General features: G+C 60.9%; 23 protein-coding genes. 12 read left to right on the top strand and 11 right to left on the bottom strand.

Features of this window, described 5'->3' with window-relative positions; all coding sequences use genetic code 11:
• Positions 1 to 37: 37 nt before the first annotated feature.
• The 3 genes from ACSQ89_RS41425 to ACSQ89_RS41415 are packed head-to-tail and all read right to left on the bottom strand — an operon-like array spanning position 38 to position 1,896.
• Complete coding sequence (locus ACSQ89_RS41425) at positions 38 to 1,108, bottom strand: hypothetical protein (RefSeq protein WP_436297960.1); 1,071 nt, start codon at positions 1,106 to 1,108, stop codon at positions 38 to 40.
• Positions 1,095 to 1,484 carry a hypothetical protein gene (locus ACSQ89_RS41420; RefSeq protein ID WP_436297959.1) on the bottom strand — a complete coding sequence of 130 codons (390 nt, stop codon included), beginning with the start codon at positions 1,482 to 1,484 and terminating at the stop codon, positions 1,095 to 1,097. The genes ACSQ89_RS41425 and ACSQ89_RS41420 overlap by 14 nt, the downstream gene beginning before the upstream one ends.
• Positions 1,477 to 1,896 (bottom strand): VVA0879 family protein, encoded by a 420-nt coding sequence (locus tag ACSQ89_RS41415; protein ID WP_436297958.1) that lies wholly within the window; start codon positions 1,894 to 1,896, stop codon positions 1,477 to 1,479. The genes ACSQ89_RS41420 and ACSQ89_RS41415 overlap by 8 nt, the downstream gene beginning before the upstream one ends.
• A gap of 73 nt (positions 1,897 to 1,969) precedes the next feature.
• On the opposite strand from ACSQ89_RS41415, the gene ACSQ89_RS41410 reads away from it, so the two are divergent.
• Positions 1,970 to 2,473 (top strand): H-NS family nucleoid-associated regulatory protein, encoded by a 504-nt coding sequence (locus ACSQ89_RS41410; RefSeq protein WP_436297957.1) that lies wholly within the window; start codon positions 1,970 to 1,972, stop codon positions 2,471 to 2,473.
• 19 nt (positions 2,474 to 2,492) lie between these two features.
• Entirely contained in the window at positions 2,493 to 3,074 is a 582-nt protein-coding gene (locus ACSQ89_RS41405; RefSeq protein WP_436297956.1) for an HNH endonuclease, read from the top strand.
• Positions 3,075 to 3,130: 56 nt separating this feature from the next.
• Here the strand turns inward: ACSQ89_RS41405 and ACSQ89_RS41400 are convergent, their stop codons facing one another.
• Entirely contained in the window at positions 3,131 to 3,397 is a 267-nt protein-coding gene (locus tag ACSQ89_RS41400) for a hypothetical protein (protein ID WP_436297955.1), read from the bottom strand.
• Between the two features lie 2 nt (positions 3,398 to 3,399).
• Positions 3,400 to 4,440, bottom strand: coding sequence for a phosphoadenosine phosphosulfate reductase domain-containing protein (locus ACSQ89_RS41395; RefSeq protein WP_436297954.1), 1,041 nt, complete (start codon positions 4,438 to 4,440; stop codon positions 3,400 to 3,402).
• 221 nt (positions 4,441 to 4,661) lie between these two features.
• On the opposite strand from ACSQ89_RS41395, the gene ACSQ89_RS41390 reads away from it, so the two are divergent.
• From ACSQ89_RS41390 to ACSQ89_RS41380, 3 genes are all read left to right on the top strand, one after another.
• Positions 4,662 to 5,675 carry a hypothetical protein gene (locus ACSQ89_RS41390; protein ID WP_436297953.1) on the top strand — a complete coding sequence of 338 codons (1,014 nt, stop codon included), beginning with the start codon at positions 4,662 to 4,664 and terminating at the stop codon, positions 5,673 to 5,675.
• Positions 5,676 to 5,960: 285 nt separating this feature from the next.
• Positions 5,961 to 6,545, top strand: a complete 585-nt coding sequence (locus tag ACSQ89_RS41385) for a DUF4760 domain-containing protein (RefSeq protein ID WP_436297952.1) — start codon at positions 5,961 to 5,963, stop codon at positions 6,543 to 6,545.
• A 189-nt stretch (positions 6,546 to 6,734) separates the two neighbouring features.
• The gene (locus ACSQ89_RS41380) at positions 6,735 to 7,403 is read left to right on the top strand and encodes a hypothetical protein (protein WP_436297951.1); all 669 of its coding nucleotides are present in this window, start codon (positions 6,735 to 6,737) and stop codon (positions 7,401 to 7,403) included.
• 187 nt (positions 7,404 to 7,590) lie between these two features.
• Here the strand turns inward: ACSQ89_RS41380 and ACSQ89_RS41375 are convergent, their stop codons facing one another.
• From ACSQ89_RS41375 to ACSQ89_RS41360, 4 genes are all read right to left on the bottom strand, one after another.
• Positions 7,591 to 7,905: a hypothetical protein gene (locus tag ACSQ89_RS41375; protein ID WP_436297950.1), complete on the bottom strand. Its 315-nt coding sequence runs from the start codon at positions 7,903 to 7,905 to the stop codon at positions 7,591 to 7,593.
• Between the two features lie 118 nt (positions 7,906 to 8,023).
• Positions 8,024 to 8,239 (bottom strand): hypothetical protein, encoded by a 216-nt coding sequence (locus ACSQ89_RS41370; protein ID WP_436297949.1) that lies wholly within the window; start codon positions 8,237 to 8,239, stop codon positions 8,024 to 8,026.
• 25 nt (positions 8,240 to 8,264) lie between these two features.
• A complete protein-coding gene (locus ACSQ89_RS41365) occupies positions 8,265 to 8,585 on the bottom strand; it encodes a hypothetical protein (protein WP_436297948.1) in 321 nt (106 codons plus the stop codon).
• Positions 8,586 to 8,790: 205 nt separating this feature from the next.
• Positions 8,791 to 9,000 carry a hypothetical protein gene (locus tag ACSQ89_RS41360; protein WP_436297947.1) on the bottom strand — a complete coding sequence of 70 codons (210 nt, stop codon included), beginning with the start codon at positions 8,998 to 9,000 and terminating at the stop codon, positions 8,791 to 8,793.
• Positions 9,001 to 9,418: 418 nt separating this feature from the next.
• Here ACSQ89_RS41360 and ACSQ89_RS41355 point away from each other — a divergent pair, with 418 nt between their 5' ends.
• The 3 genes from ACSQ89_RS41355 (at position 9,419) to ACSQ89_RS41345 (ending at position 10,667) form a co-directional block, all read left to right on the top strand.
• A complete protein-coding gene (locus ACSQ89_RS41355) occupies positions 9,419 to 9,718 on the top strand; it encodes a hypothetical protein (RefSeq protein WP_436297946.1) in 300 nt (99 codons plus the stop codon).
• A gap of 108 nt (positions 9,719 to 9,826) precedes the next feature.
• Positions 9,827 to 10,147 carry a type II toxin-antitoxin system RelE/ParE family toxin gene (locus tag ACSQ89_RS41350; protein ID WP_436297945.1) on the top strand — a complete coding sequence of 107 codons (321 nt, stop codon included), beginning with the start codon at positions 9,827 to 9,829 and terminating at the stop codon, positions 10,145 to 10,147.
• The gene (locus ACSQ89_RS41345) at positions 10,140 to 10,667 is read left to right on the top strand and encodes a helix-turn-helix domain-containing protein (protein ID WP_436297944.1); all 528 of its coding nucleotides are present in this window, start codon (positions 10,140 to 10,142) and stop codon (positions 10,665 to 10,667) included. The genes ACSQ89_RS41350 and ACSQ89_RS41345 overlap by 8 nt, the downstream gene beginning before the upstream one ends.
• A gap of 53 nt (positions 10,668 to 10,720) precedes the next feature.
• Here the strand turns inward: ACSQ89_RS41345 and ACSQ89_RS41340 are convergent, their stop codons facing one another.
• Entirely contained in the window at positions 10,721 to 10,912 is a 192-nt protein-coding gene (locus ACSQ89_RS41340; RefSeq protein ID WP_436297943.1) for a hypothetical protein, read from the bottom strand.
• 87 nt (positions 10,913 to 10,999) lie between these two features.
• Positions 11,000 to 11,794, bottom strand: coding sequence for a hypothetical protein (locus ACSQ89_RS41335; RefSeq protein ID WP_436297942.1), 795 nt, complete (start codon positions 11,792 to 11,794; stop codon positions 11,000 to 11,002).
• Positions 11,795 to 11,913: 119 nt separating this feature from the next.
• Between ACSQ89_RS41335 and ACSQ89_RS41330 the strand changes: the two genes are divergently transcribed.
• The 4 genes from ACSQ89_RS41330 to ACSQ89_RS41315 all read left to right on the top strand — a co-directional run bounded on the left by ACSQ89_RS41330 (position 11,914) and on the right by ACSQ89_RS41315 (position 14,066).
• Positions 11,914 to 12,303: a hypothetical protein gene (locus tag ACSQ89_RS41330; RefSeq protein ID WP_436297941.1), complete on the top strand. Its 390-nt coding sequence runs from the start codon at positions 11,914 to 11,916 to the stop codon at positions 12,301 to 12,303.
• Complete coding sequence (locus tag ACSQ89_RS41325) at positions 12,300 to 13,064, top strand: PIN domain-containing protein (RefSeq protein ID WP_436297940.1); 765 nt, start codon at positions 12,300 to 12,302, stop codon at positions 13,062 to 13,064. Before ACSQ89_RS41330 ends, ACSQ89_RS41325 begins: the two co-directional genes overlap by 4 nt.
• 373 nt (positions 13,065 to 13,437) lie before the next feature.
• A complete protein-coding gene (locus tag ACSQ89_RS41320) occupies positions 13,438 to 13,767 on the top strand; it encodes a DUF1780 domain-containing protein (protein WP_436297939.1) in 330 nt (109 codons plus the stop codon).
• Positions 13,764 to 14,066 carry a DUF1780 domain-containing protein gene (locus ACSQ89_RS41315; protein WP_436297938.1) on the top strand — a complete coding sequence of 101 codons (303 nt, stop codon included), beginning with the start codon at positions 13,764 to 13,766 and terminating at the stop codon, positions 14,064 to 14,066. Before ACSQ89_RS41320 ends, ACSQ89_RS41315 begins: the two co-directional genes overlap by 4 nt.
• Positions 14,067 to 14,083: the final 17 nt, after the last annotated feature.

The following is a 14,083-nucleotide window of genomic DNA, read 5'->3' as shown; positions in this document are numbered from 1 at the left end:
ACCAAGAATGCGTAAGGTCGGAGCGAGGAAAAAGGGCCTAGAAGTTGCCGATGCGCATCTTGTTGATCGTGTTGGTGCTTGGCTTCACGTAGACCACATCTCCACCGTAGATGGACCTGCGATAGAAGTAGTTTCCGCTGCTGAAAGCGATGAACCAGCCGTCGCATTTGTTCTTGTCGCCCTTGATCTCCAGCGTTCCGACGTTTGAATGATGCGCAAGATTTGTGAAGGCGTGCCACTGCTGAAAGTCGTCGTGTTTGAGGAGCTGCCGCTCAGCTTCAAACGCGAGATTGCTGAATAGCACTGCGAATCGAAGTCGAATCGGATGGGGACCGAAGTCAAACGCCGAATCGGTGTAGCTGATCGTCTGCCAAAGCGCGCGGCTCGCTCGACGGGTGAATCCGTCCAGCGGGTTGATGTGCTTCACTTCGATGCCAAATGGTTCGGGCGCAAACCCCTCATTCACCAGATGCGGCTTCGGGACCGCCAAGTAGTCGATGCGAACACCGACGCCTTCGGCCAGGTGCCGACCAGGAACTTCGGGGTGGAGATCGAATTCGCCAGAGAGGTGTTGTACGAGCCAGACGCGCAGCTGCTCCTCTGACTCGAAGCGGTCGATCTGCTTCGCAAGGATTTGACGCCGTCTTGCTCGAGCTGCCCCGATACGACCAGCGAAGATGTCGAGAGCCTCCGATTCCTCCACCCCGGCACTCGAACTCGCAAGCAATTCATCGAATGAGTCGCCGAGGCACTGCCGGCGGTCTTGCACCACCTCGGACGGCAGAGCTTCTCCCGCCGTGCGATCCATGAGACGTTCGGACAGCAATGCGCTGTACTCACTGGACACGGCCCCATAGCGGCGCTCGATCGCCTGATCGAACTCCTCCGGCTCCTGGGCAGGTCGAGGCGCTCGTTTCCCGATCGCACCACCAATCTGGCGGCCGCACCGCATGCACTGTTGAACGAGATGGCAAGAGCCGTTCGAGAACGTTCGCTTCCTCAGCTCGGTTTCGTGTCGATCGTCGGGGCACCGCATGCTCTCCACAACGTGTTTAAGACGTTCGAGTCGCTCCTCGACGGAGCCGCCTTCCGGTTCAATCAAAGGCATAGGAGATCCCGCTTCCAATCATGCGGCGCTCGATGGCGCTCAACGAGTGCCGAAATCCGACCAAGACGTTCTTCCCGACAGAGCTGCGGAGGCAAGCGCCTGACGCTGTCCGCAGCCATTCGTCTGCCGTCCCATGGGAGAAGTCCAGTCCCAATCGATCAGCGACGTCGAACCCCTTCGTGAGGCCGTGCTGGAAGGCCAACAGGACGCTCATCGCGAGCTGGTGCCGCCCGAATGGTACATAGAACACGCCATACCGTCGCTCGTAGACGAACGGCTGATGCAGATCCGCCTTCGCGAGGGGGACGGGCAGCGACATGTGCGCGTCGCACATGCTCCACCATTGCTCGTCCGTGAAGGGGTGGGTATCAAGCATCGGCGAATGCGAACATGCGGGTGATCTGCCCGCCATCTCCGATGACCTGGACCGGGTTCAGTCCAATCAGGCCCCCACCGGCATAGTTGCAGGGCCCGCCGGCCTTTTTGAAGGTGTTCGAGTCGTCGGCGCCGGTGTAGCGGCCGACGCAGGAGAACGCTGCCTGGGACTGGTTGGCGCCGGCGTTCTTCCAGTCCTCGACAGCTGCGACGTGCCCGCAGCTCGGACACATGAAGCGCCACTTCAAGGGATCGGCGCCGAATAGCTGAACGGCGCGGGCGCGCCACTGAGAGGCCGTGAGAGGCTGCGGAGTGGCGCTGGAAGGTGCTGCCGTAGGTATCGATTGACTCACGTTTGGACCTTGATTTGAAGTGTTGAAGTCAGTATGAAGAACCGCGTTCAAGCGCGTCAAGGTAGCGCTTCCAGGGACGCATGCGAACACGTTTAAGCTACCGCTTTCCGATTGAACGACATAGAGGTATCCCATGGCACAGACCTACGCCCAGATTCAGAGGAAGATCTCAGCTCTTCAGAAGGAAGCCGAAGCGCTCCGCAAACAGGAGGTCGCGGGTGTCGTTTCGCGAATCCAAATCGCGATTGAGCACTATGGTTTAACTGCCGAGCAGCTAGGCCTTGGCAGGTCTACGACTGCTGCCAGGTCGCTCCCCAAGACACCCAAGACAAAGGCTGGGAAGAGCAGCAGCGCCGCGAAGTACAGTGACGGCAATGGAGGAACCTGGTCCGGCATAGGAAAGCGCCCGTACTGGTTGCGCGACGCGCTCGCTGCCGGAAAGTCGCTGGATGACTTCCGAACTGGCAATGTGGCGGTGGCGACGCCGAAGCAGAAGGGCAAGGCGTTGATGCGCCGTCCTTCTACGGTGCTCTATCGGGATCAGAACGGGAACTCATGGACGGGCCGCGGACCGCAGCCGCGCTGGCTGAAAGAAGCGGTTGCGAATGGCAAGGCGCTTGAGGAACTGAAGGCCTAAGCCGGTCGGAAGGTCCAATGTGGCCCTGCCCACGCTGACACCTGACGATCTCGCAAGGATGTTCCGTGAGCTGGAGGAGCGCGCCGCCGCGCGGCCGAAGCGGATCACAGATGTCATGCTCATGGACTATCAGGGGCAGTACCTGCCGTCAGCCTTGTGGAAGGAAATCAAGGAGCGAGTCCTCGAGCGTGATCAGCGGATCTGCCAATCCTGCGGTGGCCGCGGCAGCGTGGTGCACCACCGCAGCTACGAGCGCGACGTGCTGGAAGGGCGCAATGACGCCATGCTGGCGACCGTTTGCAGTGGCTGCCACAACATCATCCACTTCACAGACGATGGGAAGCCGCGACCGGAAGAGGAATGGGATGCGATCCTTCTTGCGGGCCAGCATCAGACGGACATCCCACCGATCGGAAAGATTGATCTGCGCAAGCCGGTGCTCCCTAGGCCACCAAACTACGAGCGCATGACGGCGCGGCAGCTTGGGTTGTTTCGGCTTGCGCATCTGCAGGCGTTCAGGGACAAGATCGAGGCCAATCGATTACGCGCAGAGAAAAAGGCCTTGAAGGCTGGTGCTCATGGGCACAACGATTCCGCGTGATCTGGGCCTGTATAGACCTCCGGGCATAGCTGAGAGGCCAGGGCGTGGACGAGACCTTACCGCAGAAGGCGCGCAATGTGCCCTGCGTAGACCGCCACGACCTTCCAGTACAAGGCCATCGGACCCTTGCAGCGACGCCATGATTGCTCTGCCTTGACCTGCGCGCTGGCGCGGATGTCGAGAAGCAGCGCACGCAGCTGCTTGCGCGTGTCTTCCGGCAGCGCCTGGATCTCGCGCGCGGCGGGCAGCTCGATCAACGGGTTGCGGACAGACGGTCGCAACGAGCGCGGTACGTTCGAATGTTCGGTGCGGGTGGTGGTCATGTTCATGTGGGTCCACAGCTCTCGCCGAACGCGCCAGCCGGCAGCTTCCAGTTCTCGACGACGATGGGTGCATCGAAGGTAGTGGCCATCGCGCGCTCCACCCAGATACCGGTGGCCGCCGCGTAGGGTGTCCCGAGACCGGCAAGCGCGCCGACCGAGAGCTTACGATGGATCGTGACGCCGAAGTCTTGCTCGTAGGTGGCGATCCTCGCGAAGCCCGTGGGCGCGATCGCGCGATTTGTGGCCCACTGGTTCTTGGAGCCAAAAATGCAGTACTGGCAACTCACCCTGCCGTATCCAATTTCGTACGCAGGGTGTGCCTGCAAGCGGTGGCGTTCAATGATGGCCCACACCTGCTGCTCGGACCATCCGTGCACCGCGCGCCAGTGATCGATGTGCCGTGCGCTCTTGCCGTTGCGACTGTCCGTGCGGTGCCGCTCGAATGTTGCATAGCGTGCTCGCGAACTCGATTCCTCGGCACGCTCGCCAGTCACTACAAGCGTGCGCTGATCGCGGAACTTGGGATGGTTGCGGAGGTACGAAGCCCCCACGTCGATCTTCGCGCTGCTTGAACACCATCTCGTGGCCAAGGATGCGCTCTGTTGCGGAAACTTTCGCCGCGTGCCGAGCGGCCCGTTGACGCCGCCAACCTCGATGCGTTGCCCTTCCTTGTAGAAGACCACCGGCGCGGTTCGCGTTTCGTCGCGGGTCATCTCCCGTTCGATACCGCCTTCGCGCCAGGAGGTCACGAACTCTGTTCCAAGATGACGCGCAACGGCTTGGCCATAGGCGAGGGTGACGGGCCAGTCCATCAGGCCTTCGCCGGCCTCGGGGTCCCCATCGACGTTGTGGTGATGGAGCTCGATCTTGCTCGCAGGAACACCCAGCTCGAGGAGGTGTAGCACGGTGGCCAGGCTATCCTTCCCAGTCGAAAAGAAGCACACGATGCGCTGATAGCTCGACAGGTCCGGGATGCCGTCGTCGTTGATGTACGAGAGGTCGTCCGTGGCGGAGGTGATGGGTTCGATGGCCAGCGAGTTCATGCAGATCAGAATACGGACTGCACCGGGAATCGCGATAGGTTGAGCGGCAAAGAAATGAATACCGTGCAAAGGTTCTGACGCAGATGAAACCACCAGCCGATCTTGGGTACGAAATGGCGAGTAGGGAGGTTAGATCTGCATCCGTGGGGCATGCTCTCTGTTCAGGGCGGCCGCCAGCCAGTACGCTGCGGCCGCAAGTGTTCAAAGGACAGGGGTCGAGCATGAAGCTTCAGATGGGGCGGTCTTCCGGTGGCGAGCAGCCGGCGGGGAGACCTACGCGGCGATTTCGGGTGGTGCGTGACTTCCTCGAAGTGCCGCCGGCGGAGGTCGGCGCTTGCCTGCGCGCCTTCCAGGACTGGATCGAGCGTGGGCAGGACGTTCGCGCCGCAGCGCGGCGCGAAGGGGTAGATCCGCTCGGCCTTGAGCTAACGGAGTTCACTTGGCTCGCTCGCGCCGAGCCCTCGGCTCAGCGTCCTGCGGTCCCATACCCCGCGATTGCTGACATCCGAGATCTGGGTCTGCGGCCCAGTGCAATGCACAAGCTGCGGGAGCTTAATCTGTACGCGCTGGAAGACTTCACCCAGGTGAGCGAGGACGAACTGCTCGCTGTCCCCGACGTCGGGCGGTCGACAGTCGTCCAGATCCGCAGTTACCTGCATAGGATCGGCCTGGACTTCCGCGAGAGCAACCGTCCCGGGCGACGGGCGCTGCAGAGAGCAAAGATCGCCAGGCTGCTGCCGGCCCACGAACGCAACGTTTCGGACGAGTCCTCAGTTTCGGAGCTGGGCCTGAAACCCGCTACTGTGAGTCGGTGCCTGGAGAAGGGCATCACCACCATTGGCAGTCTTCGCAACATGCCGCTGCGGGACATCTGGATCTGTTTCGGCGAAAAGTCTGTCCTGGAGCTGGTCGAAACGCTGCAGAGCGTGGGGCTCGAGCTGGCCTCCAGGCCGAATCAGTTGGAGAAGTGGCGCTACAAGGCAATACGCACAGAGAAGCTGCAACCTCCTGCAGAGGATGCGCCGACCGCGGAACTCGCGCCTTGGTTGGGCGCGGCTAGCGAGTCGCTCCAACGTGCCGGGATACACACGGTGGGTGAAGTCCGGGCGCTGGCGGCTGCGGGCGGGCGGGAGATCCGAGGGATGGGGCCGCACGCCTGGCAACGTGTGTTCGACCACTTCGGCGTGAGGACACCGAGCATTCGCAAGGATCCTTCACCTCTCCCGCGCCGTTGAAGAGGGCCTGGAATCCGAAATTGATGTCCGCTGCGGGGCAACAGCAGGCCCCCCGCCAGAGTCGGCTTCTGGTAATGCCAGGTTGTGCAGCGTCGGCAAGGTGTGTATGTTGCGGATGTCCCAGCCGGGGCAGTCAGTCAGCCAGACCGTCAACAGCCTGCTTTTGCCGTCCGCTGTCCGCTGGTTGTCTCGCTGCGTTGAGCCGCACGAGCCTAAGTTTCCGCACGCGTCGCGATGAGAGACACGAAATGCTCGCAGGCGCTACCGGTGTCAGGAGCCATCGTCATGTGTGAAGCCGTTGCCTGCTCGATCGTCGGCCAGTGGAAGCCACTGCTCGAGATTCTCTACTTCGCTTCTGGAGTGCTCTTACTTGGAGGCGTCTTACTCGCATGGAAGGGTTATCGCTCAACTCGCCAGTTGGCGATGTACCGCAACACGATCGACAAGTTCGCGACGTATCGAAATGAGCGGGACGCAAAGCAGATCGCTCGTGTTCGTGAGCTTATTGAGAATGGCGCATTCGCTGGGACCGAGTTTGTTCCAGGCGCGATAGCGGACATAGATCGAGAGTGCGTCCGATTCGTCCTAAACGAATGGGAGGAGATTGCTCTTTGCGTCAAGTACAAGATCTACAGCGAGCAGGTTCTTTTTGAGCACTATGGGCGACTCGGACTCGACCTCTGGAAGGAGTTGCGGCCATACATGCGCCACGAGCAAAAGACGCAATCATCCAAGTGGTCCGAATTTGATCGACTTGCTGTGAAATGGATGATTCGCACTTCAGACGTGCGTCAAGAGCCGGCCCTTGGACGACTCCGGGAACTCACAAAGGAACTCGACCGAGTGCTAGCCGAGCTAGCGAGACCGTAGAACTTTCGTGGTGACCTTGACTCTTTGCCGATCGAATCCGTCGGAAGTTCGGCTCATGTCGGACGTGAGCGCGTTCTGACGACCATCGAGTTTGTCGTCCTGGCGGTACAGTGACACCGCGGGCGTAGTCGCAAAGTTGGGTTGGCCTGCCGGCGGGTACCATGCGGGCCACTCCCTTGGAACCTAAAGTTGGCATCCCTCAAGACCCAGGCGCTACTGCGTCGCGTTGCCTCCAACTCGGCGCCGGAGCAGGCCTTCTGGAAGGCTGTGGTTTTGCATGCTCACGAGGCCAGGCCGAACTGGGGCCTGGATCTGAACGCCGGGAGGGCTCCCCTCGCCGTGGACTCCTTTGTCTACCTGATCGACACAAGCAACTTCTGGATTGCTGCTGCAGCGATCCCGCCGGAGCAGCTCGTCTCAATGAGGAATGAGGAAGGCGAGACCGGGGCTGCAGAATGCCGCGCTGCCGCCGCCGACGCGATGAAAAGAGCGAGCTCGAAGGCTCGGACCGATGAACGCGCGATGTCCTCCCCTGAAGCGCTGCACGCGCTCGCGGCGGGCATCAGGGCGATCGCGAGCTCGCCGGCCTTCGGCGCCGCCGCCGACCAGTCGCCTGTGCTCGACAACTCCCATTGGATCCTGCTCCTCTACCACCTGGCAGACGGCGAACTGATCGCCGGGCTTGGCTACGTGAATGATCTGTACCCGGGCATGCTGGACCGCGCTTCGCTGCGCGGATTCATCGAATCGATGGTCGAGATGGACCTTGCGTCCGAAGCTTCGATCGTCAGCGCAGCGGTGCGCGCTCACGGAGGCGTGATGCTCGCCCCCGAGCTTTCGGATGCCGGTTCAAGCTGAACAGACCGACGCGGCGGTGTTCCTATGCGTCAGCAAGACTATCGAACAGCTCGCGATGCTCGATCAGAATCTTGTCCATCTTTGCGCGGATCTTGGCGGGCGAAGGCGTTTTCCTCCGCGGTAGTGGTTGAAGCGCACGAGGCCGGAACGCAACTTTCCGGCGGGCGCGCTGCTTCATGGATGGTCGCTATCCCAAGTACGACGCCAGGCAAGCGCCGGCCGCAACGCCCAGAGCATTGCCGAGCAAGATGCCAAGGGGATAGCAGGCGCCCTGCGCCAAGCCTGTGATCCTGCGAATGAGCGCGGCCACTGGGCGCCCGCTCAGCGCGAGTCCTATACATACCGCAACAGTAAATCCAGCTGCTGCGTGGTAGTTGCTCGACACAGAATTGACCATGACCAAGGCGGCAATGCCGTAATTGATCCATGACATGCCGACGGCCATGGAAACGACCAGGGGGTCTGCGCCGTAGTGCTGTTCTTCGAAGTCGCTTGTGGGCATGGATGGATCTTCAGGCCAGTGGGTTGCGTTTCGGCTGGAGGGCCGCTTTCAGATATGCAGGCATTGTGCTGAACCGCGCCTGGTTCGCGCTAGGTCAGATTGAGAAAGCGACCAGCTGTCAATCGTCCGTGGCTCTGAGCTTCGCGAGTGCGGCTTGGCGCTGTTCGTCGGTACCGCCAAACACGATGTCCTCGAACGTGCCGTCGCTCTTGAAAACTCGATGAGCCATGACGACGTCGTCCAGCTCGCCGGCCTTCGCAGCGGCGAGGAGCTTCTCGAGGTGCTCAACCACCGCCTCTTGACCCCACACGAGTGTTTTGCGTTCGGAAGTCATGGGGCGGTTCCTCGTGGTGGATTTATCAGGCCTCAGCATCGTGCAGATCAGCGTGCCGGTCGCGAAAGCGGACGCGAAGTAGGACCGTTGACCACCACAGCAGAGCAGCGTTCGTGCACAGCCCGATGCAGACGACGAGGGCAGCACGATCGGCGAACCCTTCACCGAAGTCGAGGAGAAGAAGGGCGAGCGACCAGGGCAGGGCGCATAGGATCGCGACAGACAGCAGGATGTTCTGTTCGGTGGGGTGCAGCGTGGCCACCACCAGGGCGAGGGCGAACGCCGAGCACGCACTAGGCAGCCACCAAGCGTGGCGGTACCAGAGAGGGGTGCGAGTGGTGCTCATGAGCAGGAATTGTGAGAGGGCCGGGCATGAAACCGCCGCGCAAAATCACACGTTGACCCGGAAAACCGCGATCTGTCGCGCGCCGCCCACAGGGAGTGCGGCAGCGCGATGCACCTGGGACCAGAGGGTGACGGGTGCCGTGAAGCAGGAACATGCACGATGCGTGCTCACGACTACCGCGAATCGATTGGATGGAGCGCGTGGCCTACGCCCTGACGATTTCCACCGGGCCGATGCCGGAGTAGACGGTTTCGCCAGTCTTCACCGTGGTGACGGTCCAGCGCTCGCCAGGTGTGATCTTGTAGTCGCCCGGCTCGAACGGGAGATCGCTTTCTTCATGGACGCCGGGGCCAAGCCAGGATGGCATGCGCAGAATGGAGGCTGAGCTGGCGAAGAGGTCGTGGTTCTTGGGCATGCCTGGATCCTACTGGGCTGGTCGTCTTTCTCAGCGGTGACAATCATGGGCACACAGTGAAACCCCGATGCCGTTCGACCAATACCTGCTTCTCTCGCTTCCCGATCACCAATTGGCGTCACTGGAGACGGCACGACACGGTGGCTCGCCAAGCAGCTACGCCCGCTGCCTCAACAGCATTGGTCGATGGGCGGTTCACGGCACGGACCAGTCTCCTCTCCTGGTTTGGCGCGTTGAGGATGCCGAGGGGGCGCGCGCGGCCGCAGCGCGCGCGTCGGAAGCTCGCGGGCGATCGGTCGAGGTTCTGTCGCGAGGTGACTCGAGATGGGTGGAGGGGCGGCAGATTCAGCAATACACAGACGCAAGCGAACCGGCACTTCTTGGATACGCCGCCCATAGCACCGCAAGGGCTCGCCACTTGCGCAACGAGGCCGACAAGCTCGAAGCGTTCTGCCTGGTTGTCCGCGCGGCATCGACTGCGGTGGACCAGGAGGCCTTCGCAGAAGTGAGCCGTGCCGCGGGGAAGGCGTTGCGTGCGAAGTTCGGCGGCGGATCGATCACGTCGGCGTTTGCCTGGTTGGCCGGCCGCGCAGGGCGGGAAGCGCTCGATAACGTGCTGGCTGGCGAGGTCGAGCTGGCGGGCCCGCTTTCACTTCAGCAGGTGGCCGAGGCCGCTGAGCTTGCCAAGAAGGCTGAACTACTCCGCGAGGCGACCTAAGGCGCGGGCCACCCGCTTTCGTAGGACCCTGTTTGACGTGCAGCAGGGCTGCGCCTTTGGCGCAGCGATCTGGCATCCGGTACTCCTGTGGCGTAGAATTGTAGTCGAATGCTCACGGTAGTTGAAACGCTCCACTTTCAGACCCTTTGGGACGCCTATTGGACGGAAGAAGAGCGTGGTGAATTTGCGGCCTACATTGCAGCCAACCCCACGGCAGGCGATGTGGTTCGCGGCTCAGGTGGCGTGCGCAAGGTACGTTGGACCCGCGCCGGATCTGGAAAGAGCGGGGGCGTGCGAGTGATCTATTACACCCGCACCAAGGCCGGCGAGGTCGTCCTGATGTTTATCTATGCGAAGAGCAAGCTCGATACGCTCAGTGGCGCAACATTGAAAGGACTTCGCGATGCAGCGGAAAAAGCCAATGACTGATGCCGAACTTGAGGCATGGGAAGCCAGTCGAGACCTGGAGGCAGAACTGCTCTTGTCGGCGCGGCAGATGGCCGCCGGAAAGACCCGCAAGGTTTACACACCCGTCGTCGCTGCACGTCAGAAAACCGGCATGTCGCAGGAAGGCTTTGCGACCCTCCTTGGGGTGTCCGTACGCACGCTTCAGCAGTGGGAACAGGGGCGTCGCGAACCGACCGGCGCAGCCAAGACATTGTTGACGATTGCCGCGCGCATGCCCGAGGCGTTCAGGGTTATCGACCCCGCGTACACGCCGCCTAAGTCAACTGGCGTTGTGCGTGAGGCCGAGTCAGCCGTGGAAGTCATGAAGAGTGCCATCGCAGCTGCCAACCATGCCTTCGAATCGGTGCAGCGAGCTGTAAAGCAAGCTTCCGATATCGCCGAAGCAAACTTCAGTGCTGTTTCGGAAACTGCTGCGAACGCCGCAAAGCGAAGCTCGCGGACCGCTGCAGGTACCCGAAGCCGGCAGCACGGACGGGCTTAGATCTTGCGGGTCTCGAGCAAGGCGTTACAGGCTGACAAGTGCAGGGTCGTGGCCTACCCGCACTTGGGTGCGCAGACGAGGTGGTTCTTGCCGAGGAAGCGTTTCGAAGTCATCTCCGTGCGGAAAGCGAACTTGCCGCACTTGAAGCACGACATCATGGATTCGGCGCGCGGCGTTGTGATGATGGTGCCTGGCGCCTTCTTGACGTAGCGCAGGCCATCCTGCGTGAGTTGGGTGTTGGACATACGGCATTTTACCCGGAAGCAATTCAGCCGAGGCGATGGTGGCGGCGCGAGCTGCCCGCACGACAGCGCTAGACTAGGGATCCGACGCTATGCAGCGTGGCTAGCAGTGATACCGCGAGGCGTGAGCATCAGCACCATTCCCGTGAGGAACAGCGCCACCAAGCGCCAGAGCAGCAAAGTTGAGCTGTCGAGATCGAAGCCCAACACGCGAACAGCGAAGAACGTAAGAGAAATGGTCCCGTCAACCATTGCGAGTACGAAAGTCGGCCGTTCACCGCAGAGCACCAACAGAAGACAGGGAAGCGAGCAGATCGCCAATGCGACCAGCGGGAAAGGCATCACATTCGTGCTCGCGACTTCTGTCAAAGCGCGGGCAATCCCGGCGAATACGCTCAAAGAAACGGCCGCCCAAATCACGAAGGTGGACTCACGATCGGAGACCTGATTCGAGTCACGGCCAAAAGTCGGAATCGCCAAAGCGAGGGGAGGCAACAATGCGCTGCCGGCACCCAAGAGGAGAACGCGTATGCACCGGGCCCACGAAAAACGAGCTTCCGCGCGGAAGAGATTGGGTTCGGTCATGTCTGCGAGTGGAGGAAGTTGATGTTTCGCCTGTGCGGCCAGCTCAAATCGGATATCGGCACAACCGAGCCGAACCTTTAGCTCGTGCTCGATCGCGCGTGAACAGTCTAGCAATGCAAGTGCGAGTCGCGCTAGGTGGTGGTCGGTTCGGGCTGGACAAGCCGCATCGGGCAGGGTGAGGGCATCGTGACCGACGAAGCGCAACTCGAACAGCAGTTGCAGGACCGAAACGCGCCGCGCCGGCTTGTCATGGACTTCGCCTTTCTGGAACCCGACTGCCCAATGTCTGGCCGATGGCATCTTGTTTTCGACTGAATGACGGTGCAGAGATGCAAGACTGGGCGCCGGCGCGATTTCTTGAGCTCGCCAAGCCCTTCCGTCTTATGCTAGCGGCTCCAACAAACAAATGAGGAGCGGAGATGACAACAGAAAACTTCCATGCGAGTGTTCAGTACGGCGATTTCAAAGGCACGGCGCAGGCCGACGGCCACAATCGAGTAGATTTTCGAGTGCACCTCACGCAATTGGGGTTGATCAAAGACGGCGAGTTTCTTGTGGGAATCGAAGCTTGGTCTGGTGAGGTCACGAAGCAACCCAGCGACAAGGCCTTCCAAGTCACCGCGCTTTTGGCCAAGCCCGGCGACCACGACAGCGTCAAGGCCGCGGTCGACACCGGCAAGCCTTTGCCAGTGCGTCGCGTCAAGCTCGAGATGCCTCCTGACGTCTTCTTTGGCCTGTTCAAGCGCTTCAGCATCTCGCTGTCGTCCCACGGCATGATTGACGGCAAAGAAATCACCTACGACGAATGACCGGCGGCAGCGCGATGGCGAGCCAGGTCCACGTGCTGGTTGACCTCGAAAATGTGCAGCCACCGGCAGCACTTCTGGATGAGCTAGCACCCGGTTTCGCGGATGCCTGGATCTTCCATGGTCCCCATCAGCAGAAGCTAAGTCAGACCTTCAAGACGATGATCGGTGATCGGGCCACGCTGGTGCCTATCACTCGAACGGGCAACAACGCGCTCGACTTTCATTTGTCGTTCTATCTCGGATATGTTGCGGCCAAGCACCCCGACGCTCGGCTTGTCGTGATCGCCAACGACAAAGGCTACGAGCCAATGATCGAGCACGCGGTGTCGCTTGGTTTTGAGGTTCGCCGCGAAGGCTATGACGCCACGAAAAAGTCCGCGCCCAAGAAGGCTGTAGCGACCAAAAAGGCGGCTGTGAAGAAGGCGGCGGTGCCGGCAAAGAAGTCCGCCGCAAAGAAGGCAGCAACGCCGAAGAAGAAGCCCGAGAAGCCCGCGGCAGCCTCGATCGTTGCGCCATCAAGGAAGCCAGTTCCGCCGAAGGACGGCAGCGCGTCGCCAAAGCTGCAACGGATCGCCAAAGCGTTCAGGAAAATGGGGGCAGAGCGGCCTCAGAAGAAGGCCTCGTTTCTTCGCCACCTTGAGGCCATGTTGGGGAACGGTGCGTCCGCAGCAACACTCGCGCAAGCCGTTGCGTATCTGACGAAGGGCGGCATCGTTCAGATCGATGGCGACAAAGTGACGTACCTACCCAGCAAGAAGTAAATCAAGAACGAGGAAATCCCGCAGCCTTGCGCAGGGCGCGTAGCTCTAGGCGCGCAGACTCGCGGATTTCTTCCCGGTCCAGTTCGACTGCGGTGTCGTCGACCCAGGTTTCCCAGATGCTTTCGCCAGGCCTGCCGGGTGCTGAACCCTTCGACTGCGTAGTCGAGCCAGCTGGCGTACCCGGGGTCCGGGGAGCAATGGAACAGTAAACCGACTTAAGGACCTGGCGGTTACCATCTGGAGCGCACCGAGCTTTCGGTGGAGGACACGCTTCGGATCAACCACAGCGCCTCTTCGATAGTGGCGTTCATGCCGTCAGACTGGCTGAATAGCATTTCAAGTCGAGCGTGTTGCGCGTAGGATCGATCTCACCATGACTGATCGCGAGTACCTGGAAAAGCGGAGGGTTCATGTTGCGGATACGAGGACGTTCCTCGGCAATAAGATGAAGCCAGAGCGGGAACGCACGGTTTGTCGCGCATTCCTCCGTGCGATCGGCGTTTCGTTCATTGATAGCGAACTTCACGCCCCGACTGTCGAACCCGTAGACGTCGAGTTTCGTGACGCCCGGTTTCAGGTACGGGACTTACTCCGAGATCGTAAGCGGGGCGACGACTGGAAGGACCGCGAAACGCGATACGCCGAGGCACAGTCCCCCGCAGACTCGTCGAACCGTATTCGCCATCGGTCCCGACGAGCTTGAAGGATCTTGTACCCGAGGTCGCTACGGCTCTCGCTGACAAGGCGGCAAAGTACGGTGCCAACTGCAAGGACCTCGACGCGTTGGTGTATGTCGACTTGCCCGACGCCTTTCTCGTGGCCAACTCTCCTATCGCGGACACCGCAGAGTTGCAACGTCAAGGTTGGCGGTCTGTCTCGTTGCTCTTCGGGCCATACGGCGTGGTTCTTTTCTCCAACAACCGTGCCCCGGACTTTTTTTGTGCTGCAGCAGGACGGGTACTCACGCAGTGGGAAAACATAGATACGCTGTTTGAGGTTTGAGGTTTGAGGTCGACGAG

This window comes from Variovorax sp. LjRoot175 (assembly GCF_964253805.1).
GTDB lineage: Bacteria > Pseudomonadota > Gammaproteobacteria > Burkholderiales > Burkholderiaceae_C > Variovorax.
Note: the sequence above shows the minus strand (reverse complement) of the source record. Positions and strands in the feature narration are given on the sequence as shown.

What these genes read in the sequence shown, in the direction of transcription:
- ACSQ89_RS41385 (WP_436297952.1), top strand. Translation starts at nt 5,961, where the DNA reads ATGTGTGAAGCCGTTGCCTGCTCGATCGTCGGCCAGTGGAAGCCACTG.
- ACSQ89_RS41375 (WP_436297950.1), bottom strand. Translation starts at nt 7,905, where the DNA reads ATGCCCACAAGCGACTTCGAAGAACAGCACTACGGCGCAGACCCCCTG.
- ACSQ89_RS41325 (WP_436297940.1), top strand. Translation starts at nt 12,300, where the DNA reads ATGACCGGCGGCAGCGCGATGGCGAGCCAGGTCCACGTGCTGGTTGAC.
- ACSQ89_RS41425 (WP_436297960.1), bottom strand. Translation starts at nt 1,108, where the DNA reads ATGCCTTTGATTGAACCGGAAGGCGGCTCCGTCGAGGAGCGACTCGAA.
- ACSQ89_RS41400 (WP_436297955.1), bottom strand. Translation starts at nt 3,397, where the DNA reads ATGACCACCACCCGCACCGAACATTCGAACGTACCGCGCTCGTTGCGA.
- ACSQ89_RS41420 (WP_436297959.1), bottom strand. Translation starts at nt 1,484, where the DNA reads ATGCTTGATACCCACCCCTTCACGGACGAGCAATGGTGGAGCATGTGC.
- ACSQ89_RS41345 (WP_436297944.1), top strand. Translation starts at nt 10,140, where the DNA reads ATGACTGATGCCGAACTTGAGGCATGGGAAGCCAGTCGAGACCTGGAG.
- ACSQ89_RS41395 (WP_436297954.1), bottom strand. Translation starts at nt 4,440, where the DNA reads ATGAACTCGCTGGCCATCGAACCCATCACCTCCGCCACGGACGACCTC.
- ACSQ89_RS41340 (WP_436297943.1), bottom strand. Translation starts at nt 10,912, where the DNA reads ATGTCCAACACCCAACTCACGCAGGATGGCCTGCGCTACGTCAAGAAG.
- ACSQ89_RS41360 (WP_436297947.1), bottom strand. Translation starts at nt 9,000, where the DNA reads ATGCCCAAGAACCACGACCTCTTCGCCAGCTCAGCCTCCATTCTGCGC.
- ACSQ89_RS41365 (WP_436297948.1), bottom strand. Translation starts at nt 8,585, where the DNA reads ATGAGCACCACTCGCACCCCTCTCTGGTACCGCCACGCTTGGTGGCTG.
- ACSQ89_RS41370 (WP_436297949.1), bottom strand. Translation starts at nt 8,239, where the DNA reads ATGACTTCCGAACGCAAAACACTCGTGTGGGGTCAAGAGGCGGTGGTT.
- ACSQ89_RS41410 (WP_436297957.1), top strand. Translation starts at nt 1,970, where the DNA reads ATGGCACAGACCTACGCCCAGATTCAGAGGAAGATCTCAGCTCTTCAG.
- ACSQ89_RS41390 (WP_436297953.1), top strand. Translation starts at nt 4,662, where the DNA reads ATGAAGCTTCAGATGGGGCGGTCTTCCGGTGGCGAGCAGCCGGCGGGG.
- ACSQ89_RS41335 (WP_436297942.1), bottom strand. Translation starts at nt 11,794, where the DNA reads ATGCCATCGGCCAGACATTGGGCAGTCGGGTTCCAGAAAGGCGAAGTC.
- ACSQ89_RS41320 (WP_436297939.1), top strand. Translation starts at nt 13,438, where the DNA reads ATGACTGATCGCGAGTACCTGGAAAAGCGGAGGGTTCATGTTGCGGAT.
- ACSQ89_RS41330 (WP_436297941.1), top strand. Translation starts at nt 11,914, where the DNA reads ATGACAACAGAAAACTTCCATGCGAGTGTTCAGTACGGCGATTTCAAA.
- ACSQ89_RS41350 (WP_436297945.1), top strand. Translation starts at nt 9,827, where the DNA reads ATGCTCACGGTAGTTGAAACGCTCCACTTTCAGACCCTTTGGGACGCC.